Raw genomic sequence first — 18,331 nt, 5'->3', positions numbered from 1 at the left:
GTTATGACTGCAAGAGCCCTCCAGGTGTGTCTGCTGGCGATGGTGCTGGCATTAGTGATATGGTCAGCGGCGCCGGACTTGTCGGGTCCGGTGCCGGCTCGTCAGGACGAAGTCTGCACGGTGTGTTACGGAACTGTCGGGTCTTCCGGTGTCGCCTATTTCCTAAACGGCGTACGGTATGCCGTGCACAAGGATGAAGCCCCTATCTTCCTGAATGATCCGCAAGGGTATGCGAAGCGATTCAACGAGCATCAGCGGCCCAACCGGTCGTCGTTAGTGTGGGGCGGCGGGCTTTCGGCCTTCGTGGTGGCGCTGATCGTGATTGCGGCGCGGAAGAAGCGGATGCAGCGGGCGGCGGGGTGAATTCCCTGGACCGGGCGAGGGAGTTGCCACATGGCTCAGCAGTACATCGCTGTGGTTGAACAGGGGGGAGCGCAATCTCTCAGCCTATTTCCCTGATCTCCCCGGGTGCATCGCTACGGGTGACGATATGGAAGAGCTAAAGGCGAACCTGGCAGTTGCGTTGCAGTGGCACCTGGAGGCGCTTCGAGAAGATGGAGTGGAGCCGCCGGCCCCCACCGCGCAGATCATAACTGTTCAAGTTGCCTGACATTCCCTGTCCACGTCTCTGGTTCAGTCGCGTACTCAACGAGTCGCGATTCGCTGAAAGTTTGCCGACAATCTATCTACACTGATAGATATGTCTGCTGAGCGCCAGCGATTGCTGGAGGCCCGAGACCGCGTCAAGCACTGGAAGCGCTGGGGACCTTATCTGTCGGAACGGCAATGGGGCACCGTTCGCGAGGATTATTCACCCGACGGCGATGCCTGGAGTGCTTTCCCCTTCGAACATTCGCACCTGCGTGCCTATCGATGGGGCGAGGACGGGCTGCTGGGGATCAGCGACAACCACCAGCGGCTGTGCTTTGCCGTGGCCCTTTGGAACGGGCAGGACTCGATCCTCAAAGAGCGACTGTACGGCCTGAACAACGCCCAGGGCAACCACGGCGAGGACGTCAAGGAAGTTTACTTCTACCTGGATTCGTCGCCGACTCACTCCTACATGAAGGCGTTGTACAAGTACCCGCACGGCGCCTATCCCTACGACTGGCTGCGGCGGCGGGCGGCGCAACTGGGGCTGCACGAGCATGAGCCGGAGGTCTGGGAGTCGGGCTGTTTTGACGAGCAGCGGTACTTCGATGTCTTCGCGGAGTATGCCAAGGCGGATGAGAACGACATCCTGATCCGGCTGACGGTGCACAACCGGGGCCCGGAGGCGGCTCCGCTGCATCTGCTGCCGACATTGTGGTTTCGCAACCGCTGGGCGTGGGGCCGGAAGAACCGGGCGCGGCCGGTGATTGTGGAAACAGGCCCGGGCCAGGTGGAGGCGACGGAAGCGACAATGGGCCGCTGGAGCTTCACGCTGGAGGGGGCGCCGCCGCTGCTATTCACCGAGAACGACTCCAACGATCATGTGCTGTACGGCAATTCAGTGGGCGGGTTGTATACGAAAGACGCGTTCCACCGGAGGGTGGTGAACGGCGAGCAGGAGGCAGTGAATCCGTACCAGACGGGCTCAAAGGTCTGCGGCTGGTATCAGCTGGAGGTGCCGGCCGGGGGAAGCGTCTCGGTGAGGCTGCGGTTGCGGGCGGAGAGTCAGGCGGCCGGGGGCTTCTCGGATTTCGACGAGATCTTCGCGCAGCGCCTGAAGGAGACGGACGATTTTTACTGCGAGCTGCGGTCGTGCACGTTGTCTGACGATGCGCGGCTGGTGCAGAGGCAGGCGTTCGCGGGACTGTTGTGGTCGAAGCAGTATTACCACTACGTTGTCGAGGATTGGCTGAACGGAGATCCGGCCACACCGGCGCCGCCGGCGGAGCGGATGAACGGCCGGAATGCGCAGTGGCGGCACTTTTTCACGGATGACATTCTGTCGATGCCGGACAAGTGGGAATACCCGTGGTTCGCTGCCTGGGACCTGGCGTTCCACATGATCCCGTTTGCACAGATCGATGCGGAGTTCGCCAAGACGCAGCTGCAACTGTTGCTGCGGGAGTGGTACCTGCATCCGAACGGGCAGATTCCGGCGTACGAGTGGGCGTTTTCCGATGTGAATCCGCCGGTGCATGCGTGGGCCTGTTACCGCGTGTTCAAGATCGACTGGAAGGAGAGCGGGACTCCGGATTACGGGTTCCTGGAACGCTGCTTCCACAAGATGCTGATGAACTTCACGTGGTGGGTGAACCGCAAGGATTCGGCGGGGGACAACATCTTCGAGGGCGGATTCCTGGGGTTGGACAACATTGGGGTGTTCGACCGGTCGCGGCCGCTGCCGACGGGCGGGTATACGGAGCAGTCGGACGGCACGAGCTGGATGGCGATGTACTCGCTGAACATGCTGCGGATCGCCCTGGAACTGGCGAAGGTGAATCCAACGTATGAGGACATTGCCAGCAAGTTCCTGGAGCACTTCCTGTACATTGCTTCGGCGATGAACACGCTGGGCGGCGCGGGTCTATGGGACGATCAGGACGGTTTCTACTACGACCGGCTGCGGCTGCCTTCGGGCAAGTGTTATCCGCTGCGAGTGCGCTCGATTGTGGGGCTGATCCCGCTGTTTGCGGTGGAGACCGTGGATGCCGAGATGACCGCCAACCTGGAAGGGTTCCGTCGGCGGACGAGGTGGTTCATCGAGCACCGGGGCGATTTGACGGGGCATCTGTTGTGGCATCCGGCGGACGACCAGAATCCGCTGGGGATCATTGCTTTGATCCAGCCGGTGCGGTTGATCCGGGCCCTGGAACTGATGCTGGACGAGGCGGAGTTCCTGTCGCCGTATGGGATCCGGTCGATGTCGCAGGTGCACCGGCGGAACCCGTTCGTGATGCACGTGAATGGGGATGAGTATCGTGTGGACTATGCGCCAGCGGAATCGTCGTCGCGCATGTTCGGCGGGAATTCGAATTGGCGGGGGCCGATCTGGTTTCCGCTGAACTACCTGCTGATTGAGTCGCTGCAGAAGTTCCACCACTACTTTGGAGACCGGCTGCAGGTGGAGTTTCCGACGGGGTCGGGCGAGATCATGAACCTGGCGGAGATCGCGTCGGAGATCTCGAAGCGGCTGTCGCGGATTTTTCTACGGGATGAAGATGGCCGGCGGCCGTGCTACGGGGATACGGAACTGTTCCAGAAGGATGAGCATTTCCGGGATTATTTGTTCTTCCATGAGTATTTCCATGGGGACAACGGGGCGGGGTTGGGGGCGAATCACCAGACGGGCTGGACGGCCCTGGTGGCTAAGCTGTTGACGCAGAGCGGGGAGTAGGGGGCGTGCCGTCGTCGAACGGCATAAGGCTACGAACCCCGACCGTCAGGGAGGGGTCTCTGCCCCGCTACCGGATCGTGCCCCGGTTGCCTCGGCGACCACCCCTCTGGGGCATCTCCAGCGTGTCGTCGACGTCCACGGTCGCCGGTGGCGCCAGGTTGAAGGGCGGGCGTCCGCTTAGCAGGGCTACAATCGAAGTGGCCTGATTGACATACCTAATCACCTTCGCCTGCTATGGATGTCATCTCCATGGGGAAGGCGACGGTACCGTGCACCGTACCGATAACCTGAAATCCGCACCGTTTCTTGCGCCGAATCCCAAACTGGCTCGTGCCGAACTGCGATTGATGGACCAACCGTTGTATGAGCTCGACCAGCCTCGGAGGGAGTCCGTTCTAGCCTCGATTGTCGAGGTCTGCCTGCATCGCAAGTGGGACCTGTTGGCCGCGCATGTGCGGAAGACGCATGTCCACGTGGCTGTCAGGGCCGCTGCCCCGCCGGAGCGAGCCATGCTTGAGTTCAAGGCGTACGCGAGTCGCCAGTTGAATCTATTGGGGCTCGATGTGCCAGGTCGGAAAAGATGGAGCCGGCATGGCAGTACTCGCTGGCTGAAGACGACGGGGGCGGTCTCGGCCGCGATCCAATATGTTCTGGAGGAACAAGGACGTCCGATGTCTGTGTATGCAGGACTGCCAGAGTGAGCGGCTAGAGGTAATGTTTCGTGACGGGTGGAGACCCCTCCCTTACGGTCGGGGTTCGTTGCGGGTTCGTTCGGTTCTGCGACTGGGGCGTGTACAGGGTTCCTTTGAAGACGGACGCAGGCCTGGGGGACCCTTCTATACACTCTCGGTTCGTGACGAGGGTGGGACCCCTCCCTTACGGTCGGGGTTCGCAGCGGGCCGGCACGGAGTGGAAACGTGGGGGTCGTTCCTTCGGCGCCTGGCCGGGCGGCTCAGGCGTCTTTGAACGGTGAGCGGCTGATGGCGTAGGTGATGGCTTCCTGGGGCACCTGGAAGACCTGCATGCCTACGTTGCCTTTGTAGCCCAGGGCCTTCACTCCGGCGGGCGAGGTGAAGTAGGCGTCCACTACCATGCGGCGGGCCCAGTCAAAGAAGCGGATGCCGGGGCCGGTCTTGGGCGTGTCGTTGCGGCGATAGGCGATCAGGTCCAGGAGTTCGGTCTGCTGGGCGGGCTTCGCGGCTACGAAGGTCGCTTCGTAACGCTTCAGGGATTGGTCGTCGAGCCAGGCGAGGCCACCGAGCCAGATCTGGGCCATGCGGTCAGAGCCGGAGCAGAGCAGGTCGATGAACTCGGGCGCGCCCGCGGCGGCGGCTCCGGATTCAGCGCCTTCGGGGGGCATGATCAGGTCCGCGAGCTTGGTCACGGTCTGGTATTCGTGCGCATTCAGGGCCTTGGGCTTGTAGACGCCGGCGGTTTGCTTCTTGGCTTCAGCGGCATGCTCGTGAACGTGCTGCATGGCCTCGGCTGACAACTGTCCGAGCAGGGCCGCGGCGGCGGCATTGCGGAGGAGTTCGCGTCGCGTGGATTCCATTACAGCTCTCCCTTCTTCAGGCCGTCGGCGATGAATTCGGACGCGCGCCAGGCCATGGCGCAGATGGTGAGGGTGGGGTTCTTGTCGGGGTTGGTGACGAAGGGGGCGGCGTCGGCAACGAACACGTTTTTGACGTCGTGGGCCTGCGAGTACTTGTTCAACGCGCTGGTCTTGGGGTCGGCGCCCATGCGGACGGTGCCGAGTTCATGAATGATCTCGCCCGGAGTGGAGATGGCGCGCGTCGTATCGGCCACAGTTTTGGGTCCGTTCACGCGTCCGCCCATGCCTTCGATGATGGCGGCGAAGGTGCCGTGCATGTGCTTCACCATCTTGAGTTCGTAGTCGCTCCACTCGAAGTGGAAGCGGAGGACGGGGATGCCCCAGCGGTCGACCACATGCGGATCGATGTCGCAGTAGCTTTTGGCATTGGGGATCATTTCGCCGCGGCCAGCGAAGCCGACTGAACAGCCGTAGCTGTCGAGGATGGCTTTTTTGAGGACCGCTCCGTAGCCTTCGTGGGAGCGGCAGACGCCGTTGAAGCTGCCGAGCATCGGCATGCCGTAGCCGCCGCCGACCTCGATGTGATAGCCGCGCGGGAAGTCCTTGTTCTTCTGCTCGAGGCCCCACCAGGGCATGTAGACGTGGCCTCCGGCATAGCCGTCGGTATCGTGCTTGAGCATGCCTTCCAGGGCTGGCACATAGCCGCCCAGGCTGTAACCGACGGTGTCGGTGAGATTGCGGCCGACGCTGCCCGAGGAGTTGGCCAGGCCATCGGGATGGCGGGAGGATTTCGAATTCAACAGCAGGCGGGCGCTCTCGCAGGCGCTGGCCGCCAGTACGACAACACGGCAGTTGATCTGTTTCTCGGTGCGCGTGGTTTTGTCGATGTAGCTGACGGCTTTCGCTTTGCCATCGGGTCCGGTGATGATTTCGCGGACCATTGCGTTGGGGATGACGGTGAGCAGGCCGGTCTTCATGGCCGGGAAGATCTGGACCTGGCTGGAGGAGTAGTTGGAAGCAGTGACGCAGCCGCGTCCGCACTGGCCGCAGTAGTGGCAGGCGAGGCGGCCGTTCTTGGGCTTGGTGAGGATCGCCATGCGCGACGGCACGCAGGGGATGTTCAGTTTGCGGGACGACTTCTGAATGAGGTGCTCGTGGACGCGCAGGGCCGGTGGCGGCAGGAACTTGCCGTCGGGTGCGGAGCGAAGGCCTTCGGCGCTGCCGCAGATGCCGATGAAGTCCTCGGCCTTGTCGTAATAGGGCGCGATTTCCTCGTAGGAGACGGGCCAATCGGAGCCGAGGCCGTCGTTGAGCAGGCTGGCCTTGAAGTCGTAGTCGGCGAAGCGCAGGGAGATGCGGCCGTAGTGATTGGTGCGGCCGCCCAGAATGCGGGAGCGGAACCAGCGGAACTGGCTGCCTTCGGCGACGGTATAGGGCTCTTCGTCGATCTCCCAATAGCCGGTAGGCGCGCTGAAGAAGCCGAAATCCTTGCGGCCGAAATAGGAAGACGCGTCATCGCCGGCGCCGCGATGCGGGTAGTCGGCGGGGGTCTTGTGTTCCTTATAGTCGCGCGCGGGGTTGAGCATGGCCCCGGCTTCCAGCAGCGTGACTTTCACGCCGAGCTTGGTAAGAACGTGGGCGACGGTTCCGCCACCGGCCCCAGAGCCGATGACTACGACATCATGAACCGGTGCGCCCCTCATCACCTGTGGCATGTCCATCAGGTTTAACACATCCCGGAGGAAAGAGTGAAGAACGACGAGCGGCTGAACCGAAAGAGGGATGTCCGGGGCTGGCGGCGAAACAATTCCCTGCCCTGATGCGTCGATTGAGTAGGGGCGGGCGAAGATCCACAAGGAAATGGCCCCGTCAGATATCCATGCGAATCCATGTGCTGATTGTTAGCTTTGCCCTTTGTGCGATGGGCTCACTGGCCCAGACGCGGCCCAGCAATGTGAAGGCGTCGAATATGGTCCTGCTGGAATTGACTACCGGCGCGAAAGACGGCTGCGGTCCGCTGAAGTTCGAGTTTGTGCGGACCCTGCCCGACGGCACGGCGGAGACAGATGCTTATCGTGTACCGGAAGGGCGAGTGCTGGTGGTGACGGACGTCGACTGGCACTTTGTGAGCGGGCCTCCGAATCAACTGCAGGTGTTCCGGTTGCTGGTGCAGAACCTGGGCGATGGGGCGAAGATCCGGCGTGCGTTCGAGTCGGCGGTTCAGCTGAATGGCTTTGGGATCGGCGGGGCCAGCGAACACATGACGACAGGCTTCGTGGTGGCCCCGCAGGCGAGGATCTGCGCCGATGCCACGCAGGGGATGGACGGGTCCGTCATGCGCCTTTCGAAAGTACTGCTGCGCGGCTACCTGATGGACTGGCAGTAGGACCAGCAAGAAAAAGGACCGGCCGTTGGTGTGGTGCACCAGCGGCCGGTCCAGGACAGCGAGCAAGCGGTGGGACGCAGGCGATTGAGTTTAGCCGCCCGCGATGGCGCCGATGATGATGAGCGGCTCCACTCCGGTGGCGATGGACGCGGGCAGCGGGGTGTCGTGCGGCTCATGCGACCAATCTTCTCCGCACACGAAGAAGCGCAGGAGGTCCCGCCGCTTTCTGGTGACGTGATCGCGCATGGTGCCGCCGAGCATCGGGAAGCGGGCTTCCAGGGCGTCGAGCGCGCCGCCAATCGTCACCGGTTCGGGGAGATCCAGTTGAATCTCGCCCTGGACGCCCGCCAGGTTCCGGAGATGGGCGGGCAGTTCGACGCGGATCATGACAGCGTTTGGACCTCCACGGACAGCACCGCGGGCAGGTCGCGAACGATGGGCGCCCAACTGTCGCCGGCATTATTGGAGGCGTAGACCTGGCCGCCGGTGGTGCCGAAGTAGACTCCGCACTCGTCGAGTTTGTCGACCGCCATGGCGTCGCGCAGCACGTTGACATAGCAGTCGCTTTGCGGCAGGCCCTTGGTGAGCGGTTCCCACTCATTGCCGCCGGTGCGGCTGCGGTATACCTGCAGCTTGCCGTCGATGGGGAAGTGTTCGGAGTCGCTCTTGATGGGGACGACGTAGATGGTCTCAGGCTCGTGGGCGTGGACATCGATGACAAAGCCGAAGTCGGTGGGCAGGTTGCCGCTGACTTCGTGCCAGAGGTCGCCGGAGTTGTCGCTGCGCATGACGTCCCAGTGCTTCTGCATGAAAAGCGTCTCTGGCCGCGACGGGTGCATGGCGATGCGATGGACACAGTGGCCCACTTCCGCCTTGGGATCGGGGATGTACTGCGAGTGGAGCCCCTGATTGATGGGTTTCCAGGTGGCGCCGCCGTCATCGGTACGGAATGCTCCGGCCGAAGAGATGGCGATGTAGATGCGTTGCGGATCGGCCTTATCAAGAAGGATGGTGTGCAGGCACAGGCCGCCGGCACCGGGCTGCCAGTGGGGACCGGTGCCATGGCCGCGCAGGCCGGAGAGTTCGGCCCACGACTTGCCGCCATCGGTCGACTTGAAGAGCGCGGCGTCCTCGACACCGGCATAGACCGTATCGGCGTCGGTGAGGGACGGCTCGAGGTGCCAGACGCGTTTGAACTCCCAGGGGTGCGGAGTGCCGTCATACCACTGGTGGGTGCCGGGCACACCGTCGTAGACAAACTTATTGTCCATGGGGGCCCAGGTTTTGCCGCCATCGTCCGACCGTTGAATCAGCTGGCCGAACCAGCCGCTGGACTGCGAGGCGTAGATTCGGTTGGGGTCCACGGGGGATCCCTTGACGTGGTAAAGCTCCCAGCCCGCGAAGTGCGGGCCGCTGACGTCCCACTTTTCGCGCTTTGCATCCGATTCCAGAACAAAGGCACCTTTGCGTGTGCCAACCAATACTCGTACGCTGCTCATCCCTCAGCTCCTTTCGAACTATTTCCCAAACAGGGGGGAGCACGCCGGCCAGCCCCAGGCAGGCGCGGCGCGGCCGGACTACTCTTGTTCCGGCAATCCCTGGAGTTCCACGACGGGCCTGACCTCGACGGTCCCTTTGCGGGCACCGGGAATCCGGCTGGCGATGTCGATGGCCTCGTCACGGCTTTTGGCTTCCACCATGAAGTAGCCGCCCAACTGTTCCCGCGTTTCGGCGAACGGACCGTCGATGACGAGCCGTTTCCCGTCGCGGACGCGGACGCTGACCGCGGTGGCTACGGACTGCAGCGGAGAAGCGCTGACATACTGGCCGTTGGTGCTGAGCTGGTGGGCGAGGTTCGACGACTCGCCATAGCACTCCACACGTTCCGGTTCGGTGTAAGCCTGTTCCTCCGCGTAAATCAGCAACATGTACTTCATCCCAGGGGTCTCCTTTAAGTCGTCGAATGCAGGTGGCTGAAATCGACACCTGATCCCAGAAAAAAATCAGGCTGGTGCTTTTGTTGTATCGCCTTTTATTCGCCTTCGCAACTCCGCAAGCGAAGATTCGGCTTCAGCTTTGTAAATTCCCAGGGTGCGACGGTAGATTCAACTCCGTCCAGACTACCCTATCCCGGGTGGCAAGTCAGCCGCCCGGCGGGAATGTAAGCCGTCCAACGCGACTTCGATGTTCGCCGAACCATCTGTGCTCGAAAGATAGGACTGCCATCCAACCGTGGATCAGGGAGCTGGACGACGGGGGCATCCCGCAGCAGGCATCGGGGAGCTCCCTGGAGCCCGGCTGCAAAGATAAGGCGAACATCCAATATGAATGATATAAGCGTAGGCAATCGAACAGTCTTTAAGACCGTAAACTCTAAAGCATTCACCCCAATCGAACGATCTACTCCTGAGGGCTGATACCTATCACTAGCCGATCCAACCAGAAGGCATGGAGACGGTCGCCCTCGGCGTGTTTGCTTAGGGGCGATACGTCGAATCCGCCGGGAGGACAGGATGATCGAGAACGGGACACCATCAGAGTCAGTCCAGCGCGCAGCAATGTGGAACAAGTTTGAGCAGGACACCCGGCGCCTGCGCGACGCGATGGCGGCCGGAGAGCTGCAGCACAGGCTGCAGCCGTTCCAGTATGAGGGAGAGGCAGCCGCGGCCTGCACGCTCATCAACGAGACGCTGGATGTGCTAACCGGGACGTTCACGAAGGCCATTGAATCCGTGGAGAAGATGAGCATCGGGCAGATTCCGCCGCCCTTTGAAGGCGGCTTTCCCGGGGATTTCGCTTACTCAAAGAACGTCTGCAACGGGTTCATCGATGTCATCAACCGCCGCAATACGCAGATTGGCCGGCTGACGGAAGCTGCCTCGCGCGGCGACTTGCGCGTGCGCAGCGATGTGGAGCAGTTCACGGGGGCGAACCGTAAGATCTTCGAGCGCTTTAACTCGATGTTCGACGCGTGGCTGAAGCCGGTGGCCGAGATCGAGCAGGTGCTGAACAACCTGTCACGCATGGACCTGACCTCGCGCGTGCGCGGCGAATATGACGGGGAGTACGGGCGCATCGCCAAGTCGCTGAATGCGGTGTGCGGCGCGCTGGCGCAGGAAGTCAACAACATCTCAGAGCACACGCATGTCCTGGCGGCGGCCAGTGAAGAGATCGGCGCGGTGTCTCACGAAATGGCGCGTACGGCCGAGGAGGCAAACCAGCGGGCGCGCAGTGCGGCGAGTTCCAGCGAACAGGTGTCGTCGAACCTGACGACGGCCGCAGACGGGTCGCGGGAGATGCTTACTTCGATCCGCGAGATCGCTCGCAACGCCAGCAAGGCGGCGACTGTGGTGCGCACCGCCGTCGCGGTGACCGACTCCACCAGCCAGAAGATGAACAACCTGGGCCAGAGTTCCGAGCAGATCGGCAAGGTGATCAAGGTCATCACGGGGATCGCGCAGCAGACTAATCTACTGGCGTTGAACGCGACAATCGAAGCCGCGCGGGCAGGCGCAGCGGGCAAGGGCTTCGCCGTGGTAGCCAATGAGGTGAAGGAGCTCGCCAAGGGTACGGCGAAGGCGACGGAAGAGGTGAGCGGCCGGATCGAGGCGATCCAGTTCGACACGAAAGAGAGTGTGCGGGCGATCGCGGAGATCGCGTCGGTGACGAGCCAGATCAACGACATCTCGCATCTGATCGCGTCCGCGGTGGAGGAGCAGACGGCCACGACCAACCAGATGGGCCGGCATGTCACCGAGGCGGCGGAAGCAGCAGGAGCCATCGCGGCCGAGATGAACCGTCTGGCCGAAGCGGTAAGGCTGACCAGCGCCGGCGCCAAGCAAACCGACACTGCGATTGCCGACCTGAACCATACCGTGGGCCGTCTGCAGAAGTTTGTCGACATGTTCCGCGTTTGAGAAGTCGAAGGGGATGAGCATGCAGGACTCAAGCCGTCCGTCTGAGTTGCCCAATCGCTGGCTGATCGCGGCCGCCGGAGTGGCGATGCAGATTGCCCTGGGCGCAGTCTACGCCTGGAGCGTATTCCGCACACCGCTGGTGAAGGCGTTCCATTGGTCGATCATCGAAGTCAGCCTGACTTTTACCATCACAATCTTCACGCTGGGGTGCGCGGCGTTTGTAGGCGGGCTGTGGATGCGGGCCAAGGGGCCCAGGGTGGTGGGCCTGACCGGCGGGCTGCTCTATGGCTTGGGCGTCACGCTGGCCTGCCTTTCGAATCATGGACTTTGGGTGCTGTACCTCAGCTACGGCCTGCTGGGCGGAGCTGGCATCGGGTTGGGTTATATCGTGCCCGTCGCCACCTTGGTGAAATGGTTCCCGGACCGTCGTGGATTCATCACCGGGGTAGCTGTAGCCGGGTTTGGCGCGGGTGCGCTGGTGACGGCGCCCATCGCCACGAGGCTGATCGCGTCGATTGGCGTGCTCTCCACATTCGCAGTGCTAGGCGTCTCGTCGTTCCTGTTGGTGGCCGGATCGGCGCTGGTGATGCGCGATCCTCCGGCGGGTTATAGGCCGGAAGGCTGGGAACCGTCGCAGAAGGGTTCCGCACGCGGCGCCACCGACTTTACGCTGCGGCAGGCCCTGGGCTCGTGGCAGTGGTACGCGCTGTGGGGCATGCTGTTCCTGAATGTATCGGCGGGCATTGCGATCATCTCGCAGGCGTCGCCCATGGCCCAGGAGATCAGCGGAGTGGACGCCGCCGTGGCCGCTACGATGGTGGGGATCATCTCCATCGCGAATGGCGCGGGACGCTTCCTGTGGGCCTGGCTCTCCGACGCAATTGGACGGCGCTGGGTGTTCCTATCCATGTTTCTGCTGCAGGCCGCGCTCTTCTTCGTCCTGCCGCGTGTGGCGGAGTTCAGCATGTTCACCACGCTGTGCGTGATCATCCTGCTGTGCTACGGCGGCGGGTTCGGCACCATGCCTGCATTCTGCGCGGACTACTTCGGCGCCAAGGACGTCGGGTCCATTTATGGGTTGATGCTGACAGCGTGGGGTTTCGGCAGCGTACTGGGCCCGGTGCTGATTGCGCGAGTGAGACAGTCCACGGGCCACTATGACCAGGCACTGTATATCCTAGCCGGGATTCTGGCGGTCAGCGCGATTTTGCCGCTCATCGTCCGGCCTCCGGCTGCCGTGCCCCTGAAAGACGTTGGCGAGCACACCACGCGGCGTGCAGCCTGAGTTCCTTCCCCTATCGTTCTCCGGTCGCGTCAATGTAACTTTTCGCCAAGTGCATTGACGCTGCCCGGCTTCCCCGCTTAGTCTGTTGTCAGTAACTAAGGGGAGAGCCATTGAGCAAACCTACCGACCTGGTCCAGGGCACCCTGGACATGCTGATCCTGAAAGTGATCGCCCTGGAGCCGATGCATGGCTGGGCGATTGCGCAGCGCATTCGCCAGATGTCGGGCGAAGTGCTGCAGGTGGGCCAGGGGGCACTCTATCCGGCGCTGCACAAGCTGGAGCAGAGCGCGTGGATCACCTCTGAGTGGGCGATCAGTGACAATGGCCGGCGGGCCAAATACTACACCTTGACCGACGCGGGCCGCCAGGTGCTCGCGCACGAAACCGCGCAATGGGAGCGGCTGGCTGCCGCCATTTCCCTCATCGTGCGGACGGCCTGATACAGGAGGTGCGGCATGCGCTGGCCTGAAATGCTGCGGCTGAGGTTTCGATCCCTGGTCTCGCGCAAGAAAGTGGAGGACGAGCTCGACGAAGAGCTGCGTTACCACTTCGATCGCGAGATGGACGAGCACATGGCGGCGGGGATGAGCCGGCAGGAAGCGCGCTGGGCGGCGCTGCAATCGGTGGGTGGATTGGAACAACGGAAAGAGGAGTGCCGGGATATGCGTGGACTGAACCTGATCGACAACACCCTGCAGGACGCGCGCTTCGCCATGCGTCAACTGCGAAAGAGCCTGGGCTTCACGTTTACGGCGATCCTGCTGCTGGCGCTGGGCATGGGGGCCAGTGTGGCGATCTTTGCGTTCGTCGATGCGACGCTGATCAAGCCGCTGCCCTACAAGGACTCCGCACGGCTGGTGGGCGTGTTCGAGACGGTGCCGCTGTTTCCGCGCTCCAACCTGTCCTATGCCGACTACCTGGACTGGAAGAAGATGAACAAGGTCTTCCAGTCACTGGATGCCTACGATCAGCGGGGCTTCATCCTCAGCACCCCTGCCGGGGCGGAACCGGTGCGGGCGGCGCGCGTCACCGACGGCTTCTTCCGCACCCTGGGCGTGTCGCCGGTGCTGGGCCGTGATTTCTTTTCAGGCGAAGATCTACCCAGCGCGCACCGCGCGGTCCTGCTGAGCTACGGCGCCTGGCAGAAGCGGTACAGCGGCAAACCGGAGGTGGTGGGACAGGTGGTGACGCTGGATGGTGAACCCAGCACCATCATTGGTGTGCTGCCGCGCGAGTTCCACTTTGCGCCGGCGGAACCAGCCGAGTTCTGGTCCGCGCTGCATCCGGCGGGCGGCTGCGACCTGCGGCGGAGCTGTCATTCGCTGTATGGGGTGGCACGCCTGAAGGACGGAGTGACGCTGCAGAGCGCGTTGGCCGATGTGAAGGTGATCGCGAAGCAACTGGAGGCGCAGTATCCGGACTCGAATCGCGACCAGGGCGCTACGGTGGCGAGCCTGGCGGAGGTGATCACGGGCGACATCCGGCCCATCCTGCTGGTGCTGCTGGGCGGCTCGGGACTGGTGCTGCTCATTGCGGGTGTGAACGCCGCAAACCTGTTGCTGGTGCGCGCCGAAAGCCGCCGGCGGGAAATGGCCGTGCGCAGCGCGCTGGGCGCGTCCAAGGCCCGCCTGATCAGGCAATTCGTCACCGAGGGCCTGGTGCTGGTAATGGGCGGAAGTGCGCTGGGGCTCGCCGTCTCCTGGTGGACCATGCAATTGCTGACGCGGCTGGTACCGGAGAACCTGCTGCTGCGCATGCCGTTCCTGATCGGCCTGAGCCTGAATCCACGGGTGCTCCTGTTTGCAGGTGAGATCGCCCTGATGGCTTTGATCCTCTTTACAGTGACTCCATCGTTCCATCTCTCCTTCGGGCAGACGCGGGAAGGGCTGGCCGAAGGCAGCCGCGGTTCGGCGGGGACGGCCTGGCGGCGGCTGGGCTCGAAACTGGTGGTGCTGGAACTGGCCACGGCCGTGGTTCTGCTGGTGGGCGCGGGCCTGCTCGGGAAGAGCCTTTACAGCCTGCTGCGGGTGGATATCGGCTTCCGGCCAGATCATCTGGTCGCCCTGCAGGTGGCGGCTCCGAAAGGATCATATGACAAGGACGAACAGGCGATCGTGCTGCAGCGCGAGCTGGTGCGGCGCATTGAAACGCTGCCGGGCGTGACCGCTGTCGGCCTGACCAGCAGCCTGCCGGTGAGCGGCAATGGGAACACCACCTGGTTCCGCGTGATCGGCCGGCCGTGGCACGGCGAGCACAACGAGGTGCCGGAACGCGACGTCAGCGCCGGCTACTTCCATGCCCTGGGCGCCAAGCTCATCCGCGGGCGCTTTTTCACTGAGTCCGAGGATGCGTCGAAGCCGAGCGTGGCCATCATCAACCAGGCGATGGTGCGGCAGTACTTCCCGAACGAGGATCCCATTGGAAAACACCTCACCTACTTGTCAGAACCACCCAAGCCGATCGAGATCGTGGGCATCGTGGACGATATCAAGGAAGGTCCGCTGGAGGTGGCGACCGTACCCGCCCTTTACATCCCGTTCAACCAGAGCGCGAGCCGCTTTTTCGGCCTGGTGGTCAGGACCTCCCAGCCGGAGCAGCAGTTGCTGCCTGCGCTGACAGGTGCGATTCGGGAGTACGACCCAGGCATTGTGACGGCGCAGGGCGCGACCATGACGACGCGCATCAACGACTCGCCTTCCGCCTACAAGCACCGATCGTCGGCCTGGCTGGTGGGTGGGTTCGCCCTGCTGGCTCTGTTGTTGGGGGTAGTGGGGCTGTATGGGGTGGTGGCCTACTCCGTCAGCCAGCGGACGCGCGAGATCGGCCTGCGCATGGCGTTGGGGGCGCAACCGGGTTCGGTTTATCAGCTCATCCTGAAAGAAGCCGGATGGCTGACCGCGTTTGGCCTGGTCATCGGGTTGGTGTGTGCCACCGGCGCGGCCACCCTGATTCGCGGGCTGCTGTTCGGCGTGCGGACATGGGATGTGCCGACACTCGCGAGTGTGGCGGTGGTGCTGGGGCTGGCGTCGATGCTGGCCAGCTTCATTCCGGCGCGGCGGGCAGCCTCAGTGAATCCAGTGGAAGCGCTGCGCTCCGAATAGGGGCAAGTATTGGGCGACGTGGAGCCGGAGCCGGACCAGCAGGACTAGACCGGCACGTGGCTTCGCGGCGAAGAACTGACAGCGTCGTGCAGCTTTAGCGAAGCGGCCCAGCGGAGGCGCGCCAGCGCGGTTGCGTTGTGCTCCACCCGTACGCCGACAAAATAGTGGCTCTTTTCCGCCCGGCAGTGGACGATTTCGCCCTCCACTGGACCGCTGTCGAAGATGAGCCTGACTCTGGTTCCTAGCGGGATTTCGCCCCGTAAGGTAATGCCGACGCCTGTGGATGATACGTCTGTCACGCGGATCCCAAAGGCGAGACCGGGCTCGTTGGGAGCCAGCAATTCGAGGGTTCCGAAACACTCAGACGGCACGCGTAGAAACTTCCTGACCGGCCGTGTCATAACTAGATTATCGGCGGTTCCCGTAGTGGCGAGCGAGGCAAAGACCCTCAGGATTCGCCAGTAGAAGACCTTAGTACCGCGGGTGAGGTGGCTGGTACCCTCTTGCGGTTGCTGCACTTGCGCCATTCTGGATTGAATTGTCTAAATTCCTGGCAGCTCTGGTTGAGGGCCGTTCCGCTAAGGTTTTAGCGAACGCCTTCCACCTGGGTGAGATCGCTGTGGGAGACATCCACCCGGACGCAATACAGATACCGTTCATCCGGCGACAGCGACCAACTGGAGGTGCCAATGGGCGGCAGTTGGCCAGGGAAGCGGGCGATCTCCTTATTCGGCGCGCCGTTTAATGGATGGAAGACGACCGCCGCGCCGCCGGTGGGCTGGCTGCTCTCGGCCAGCAGGTAGATGCCGTCGCGGCTGGGCGTCCAGGCGCCCCAGTAGCCGGCCAGCAGTCCATCGATCACCTGGGCCGTCGCTTTGGTGGCGAGGTCGTAGCGCCAGATGGTGGTGCCCGTCCGAGTGCGCGTGTAATACAGGCTGCGGCCATCCGCGGCAAACACCTTCTGGTGAACACCATCGGCCGCAACGATTCTCGTACCTGTCGTCCCGCCCACCGGCACGCGCCAGATGGAGCCCTGCGCGTTGTAGAGCAGGGTTTGGCCTTCGGCGTCAAACATGGGATGGCCGCCGGTCACCCCGGACCCGCCCAGAATCTGCGGCGTTCCGCCTTCGGCATCGACCACATACAGCCGCTGGCTGAGCGCGTCGTTGAAAACGATCTTGCTGCTGTCCGGCGACCAACGGCAGGCGACGGGATGGATGGCGCCGCGGGTGACCTGCATGGCGCGCCCGCCGTCTACCCCGCTCACCCAGAGCTGGCCCTCGCCCGAGCGGTCGGACCGGTAGCAGAGACGCTTGCCATCAGGACTGACGAACGGCAGGATCTCCTCGCCCGTGGAAGAGATGACGCGGCTCCAGCCGTTGTTACCGTGGCGCGCGGCCTCCAGGTCGAGTTTCCAGATGTTTAGATCCTGCTGCAGGTCCGAGTAGACCATGCGGCCACCGGAGCGGCCTACGGAAAGCTGCAACGGGTTGGCGCTGGAGAGATTTGTGCCCTGCACGGCGCCCGTATCCACATTCGCTGACCAGACCTCGAATTCGCGGCGGCGGTTGGAGCCGAAGAAAAGGCGGCGGCCATCGGGCGACCAGTCGTGGCCGCTGATGGTGCGGTCGGCGCTGGTGAGCTGTTTCACGTTGCCGCCGGAGAGGTCGGTGATCCAGAGTTCCTGCCGGAAACGGTCGGCCATTCGCACAAAGGACACCCGCTGGCCGTCGGGCGAGAAGCGTGGATCCACGTCGCCGATGATGGCGTCGGGGGGCCGGGTGAGCCGGGTACGGCTGCCGGTGGCGATATCCACCAGGAACAGCCCAAAAGCCTGCGAGGAGGATTCCTTGTCGTCGACGACGAGTTTGGTGCCGTCGGGGGACCAGTCGAGGTGGCGGCAGTTCAGGCCATAGCGGGAGCGGTAGAGCTGCACGATTTCACGCTCGGCTCCGCCGCGCTCGGGCGTGACGACCACACGGAGAGACGAAGCTTCGTAGCGGATATAGGCCAGGTGGCGGCCGTCTGGCGACCAGGCCGGGCTGCTGTGTTCGTAGCGGCCTTCGCTCACTTTCCGCGGCTCGTCGTCTTCGGGACCCCGGACGTAGACGGCCGGATTGTTGGCGCCGTCCTGATCCCAGATGAAGGCGACCTTGGCGCCATCGCGAGTGAGCGCGGGCTGGTATTCGCTGCCCGGCAGGCGGGTGAGGGAGTGGCGCTGTCCGAATTCGATCTGGGCAGTGGACCGGCGCTGGCTCCAATAGGCCAGGGCGCCCAGCATCAGCACCACCCCGGCGGCCAGGGCGGCCAGCCGCCAGGCCACGTTTACGGTTTCGTGCGTGTGGGGCAGGCTTACCGGCACCACCCACTGGTAGCCGCGGCCCGGCAAAGTGACGAGATAGCGTTCACCGGAGCCGCCATCGCCCAGCGCTTTGCGCAGCATCGAGATGTGTTGGTTGACGTTGGCGTCCGTCACCACCTGCCCGGGCCAGAGGTGGGCGCAGAGCTCCTCCCGGCTGACAACCTGATTGCTGCTCTTCAGGAAGATCATCAGGGCATCGAAGACTTTGGGGGTTACCGCAACAGGTGAAGAGTCGCGCGCTAACGTACGTAACTGTACGTCGGCCGAGAACGGTCCAAAGTGAAACACTTCCTGTTGCATCAGTAGGTTAGCTGTATTTTATGCTGTTTTTTTATTTTTCACACGGCTTTGCTGGACACCCAGGAAAGGCAGGCGCATAACTGCTGGCGGAGCTTCAGGGGCC

General features: G+C 63.1%; 16 protein-coding genes. 9 read left to right on the top strand and 7 right to left on the bottom strand.

Going from position 1 to position 18,331, the window contains the following annotated elements; genetic code table 11:
- Positions 1-3: 3 nt before the first annotated feature.
- From ACR9Y2_RS30550 to ACR9Y2_RS30535, 4 genes are all read left to right on the top strand, one after another.
- Positions 4-363, top strand: coding sequence for a hypothetical protein (locus tag ACR9Y2_RS30550; protein WP_435045666.1), 360 nt, complete (start codon positions 4-6; stop codon positions 361-363).
- Positions 323-610, top strand: a complete 288-nt coding sequence (locus ACR9Y2_RS30545) for a type II toxin-antitoxin system HicB family antitoxin (protein WP_435045665.1) — start codon at positions 323-325, stop codon at positions 608-610. The genes ACR9Y2_RS30550 and ACR9Y2_RS30545 overlap by 41 nt, the downstream gene beginning before the upstream one ends.
- A 90-nt stretch (positions 611-700) precedes the next feature.
- Positions 701-3,325 carry an MGH1-like glycoside hydrolase domain-containing protein gene (locus ACR9Y2_RS30540; protein ID WP_435045664.1) on the top strand — a complete coding sequence of 875 codons (2,625 nt, stop codon included), beginning with the start codon at positions 701-703 and terminating at the stop codon, positions 3,323-3,325.
- A gap of 206 nt (positions 3,326-3,531) precedes the next feature.
- Positions 3,532-4,026 (top strand): transposase, encoded by a 495-nt coding sequence (locus ACR9Y2_RS30535; protein ID WP_435045663.1) that lies wholly within the window; start codon positions 3,532-3,534, stop codon positions 4,024-4,026.
- A gap of 251 nt (positions 4,027-4,277) precedes the next feature.
- Here ACR9Y2_RS30535 and ACR9Y2_RS30530 read toward each other — a convergent pair whose 3' ends face one another.
- Both ACR9Y2_RS30530 and ACR9Y2_RS30525 read right to left on the bottom strand, forming a co-directional pair.
- On the bottom strand, positions 4,278-4,877 hold the full coding sequence (locus tag ACR9Y2_RS30530; protein ID WP_435045662.1) for a gluconate 2-dehydrogenase subunit 3 family protein: 600 nt from the start codon (positions 4,875-4,877) through the stop codon (positions 4,278-4,280).
- Positions 4,877-6,598, bottom strand: coding sequence for a GMC family oxidoreductase (locus tag ACR9Y2_RS30525; RefSeq protein WP_435045661.1), 1,722 nt, complete (start codon positions 6,596-6,598; stop codon positions 4,877-4,879). The genes ACR9Y2_RS30530 and ACR9Y2_RS30525 overlap by 1 nt, the downstream gene beginning before the upstream one ends.
- A gap of 158 nt (positions 6,599-6,756) precedes the next feature.
- Here ACR9Y2_RS30525 and ACR9Y2_RS30520 point away from each other — a divergent pair, with 158 nt between their 5' ends.
- Positions 6,757-7,263, top strand: coding sequence for a hypothetical protein (locus tag ACR9Y2_RS30520; protein ID WP_435045660.1), 507 nt, complete (start codon positions 6,757-6,759; stop codon positions 7,261-7,263).
- Positions 7,264-7,353: 90 nt separating this feature from the next.
- Here the strand turns inward: ACR9Y2_RS30520 and ACR9Y2_RS30515 are convergent, their stop codons facing one another.
- From ACR9Y2_RS30515 to ACR9Y2_RS30505, 3 genes are all read right to left on the bottom strand, one after another.
- A complete protein-coding gene (locus ACR9Y2_RS30515) occupies positions 7,354-7,650 on the bottom strand; it encodes a MoaD/ThiS family protein (protein WP_435045659.1) in 297 nt (98 codons plus the stop codon).
- Positions 7,647-8,762, bottom strand: a complete 1,116-nt coding sequence (locus ACR9Y2_RS30510) for a WD40/YVTN/BNR-like repeat-containing protein (protein WP_435045658.1) — start codon at positions 8,760-8,762, stop codon at positions 7,647-7,649. Before ACR9Y2_RS30510 ends, ACR9Y2_RS30515 begins: the two co-directional genes overlap by 4 nt.
- Positions 8,763-8,840: 78 nt before the next feature.
- Entirely contained in the window at positions 8,841-9,200 is a 360-nt protein-coding gene (locus ACR9Y2_RS30505) for a YciI family protein (RefSeq protein WP_435045657.1), read from the bottom strand.
- Between the two features lie 621 nt (positions 9,201-9,821).
- Here ACR9Y2_RS30505 and ACR9Y2_RS30500 point away from each other — a divergent pair.
- The 4 genes from ACR9Y2_RS30500 to ACR9Y2_RS30485 all read left to right on the top strand — a co-directional run bounded on the left by ACR9Y2_RS30500 (position 9,822) and on the right by ACR9Y2_RS30485 (position 15,566).
- Positions 9,822-11,180, top strand: a complete 1,359-nt coding sequence (locus ACR9Y2_RS30500) for a methyl-accepting chemotaxis protein (RefSeq protein WP_435045656.1) — start codon at positions 9,822-9,824, stop codon at positions 11,178-11,180.
- 19 nt (positions 11,181-11,199) lie between these two features.
- The gene (locus ACR9Y2_RS30495; protein ID WP_435045655.1) at positions 11,200-12,465 is read left to right on the top strand and encodes an L-lactate MFS transporter; all 1,266 of its coding nucleotides are present in this window, start codon (positions 11,200-11,202) and stop codon (positions 12,463-12,465) included.
- A 110-nt stretch (positions 12,466-12,575) separates the two neighbouring features.
- Complete coding sequence (locus tag ACR9Y2_RS30490) at positions 12,576-12,905, top strand: PadR family transcriptional regulator (protein ID WP_435045654.1); 330 nt, start codon at positions 12,576-12,578, stop codon at positions 12,903-12,905.
- 15 nt (positions 12,906-12,920) lie between these two features.
- On the top strand, positions 12,921-15,566 hold the full coding sequence (locus tag ACR9Y2_RS30485) for an ADOP family duplicated permease (protein ID WP_435045653.1): 2,646 nt from the start codon (positions 12,921-12,923) through the stop codon (positions 15,564-15,566).
- A 44-nt stretch (positions 15,567-15,610) separates the two neighbouring features.
- Here ACR9Y2_RS30485 and ACR9Y2_RS30480 read toward each other — a convergent pair whose 3' ends face one another.
- Entirely contained in the window at positions 15,611-16,084 is a 474-nt protein-coding gene (locus ACR9Y2_RS30480; RefSeq protein ID WP_435045652.1) for a PilZ domain-containing protein, read from the bottom strand.
- A 68-nt stretch (positions 16,085-16,152) separates the two neighbouring features.
- Positions 16,153-18,228, bottom strand: a complete 2,076-nt coding sequence (locus ACR9Y2_RS30475) for a winged helix-turn-helix domain-containing protein (protein ID WP_435045651.1) — start codon at positions 18,226-18,228, stop codon at positions 16,153-16,155.
- Positions 18,229-18,331 lie beyond the last annotated feature (103 nt).

Origin of the sequence: Paludibaculum fermentans, assembly GCF_051172195.1 — a bacterium.
GTDB lineage: Bacteria > Acidobacteriota > Terriglobia > Bryobacterales > Bryobacteraceae > Paludibaculum > Paludibaculum fermentans_A.
Note: the sequence above shows the minus strand (reverse complement) of the source record. Positions and strands in the feature narration are given on the sequence as shown.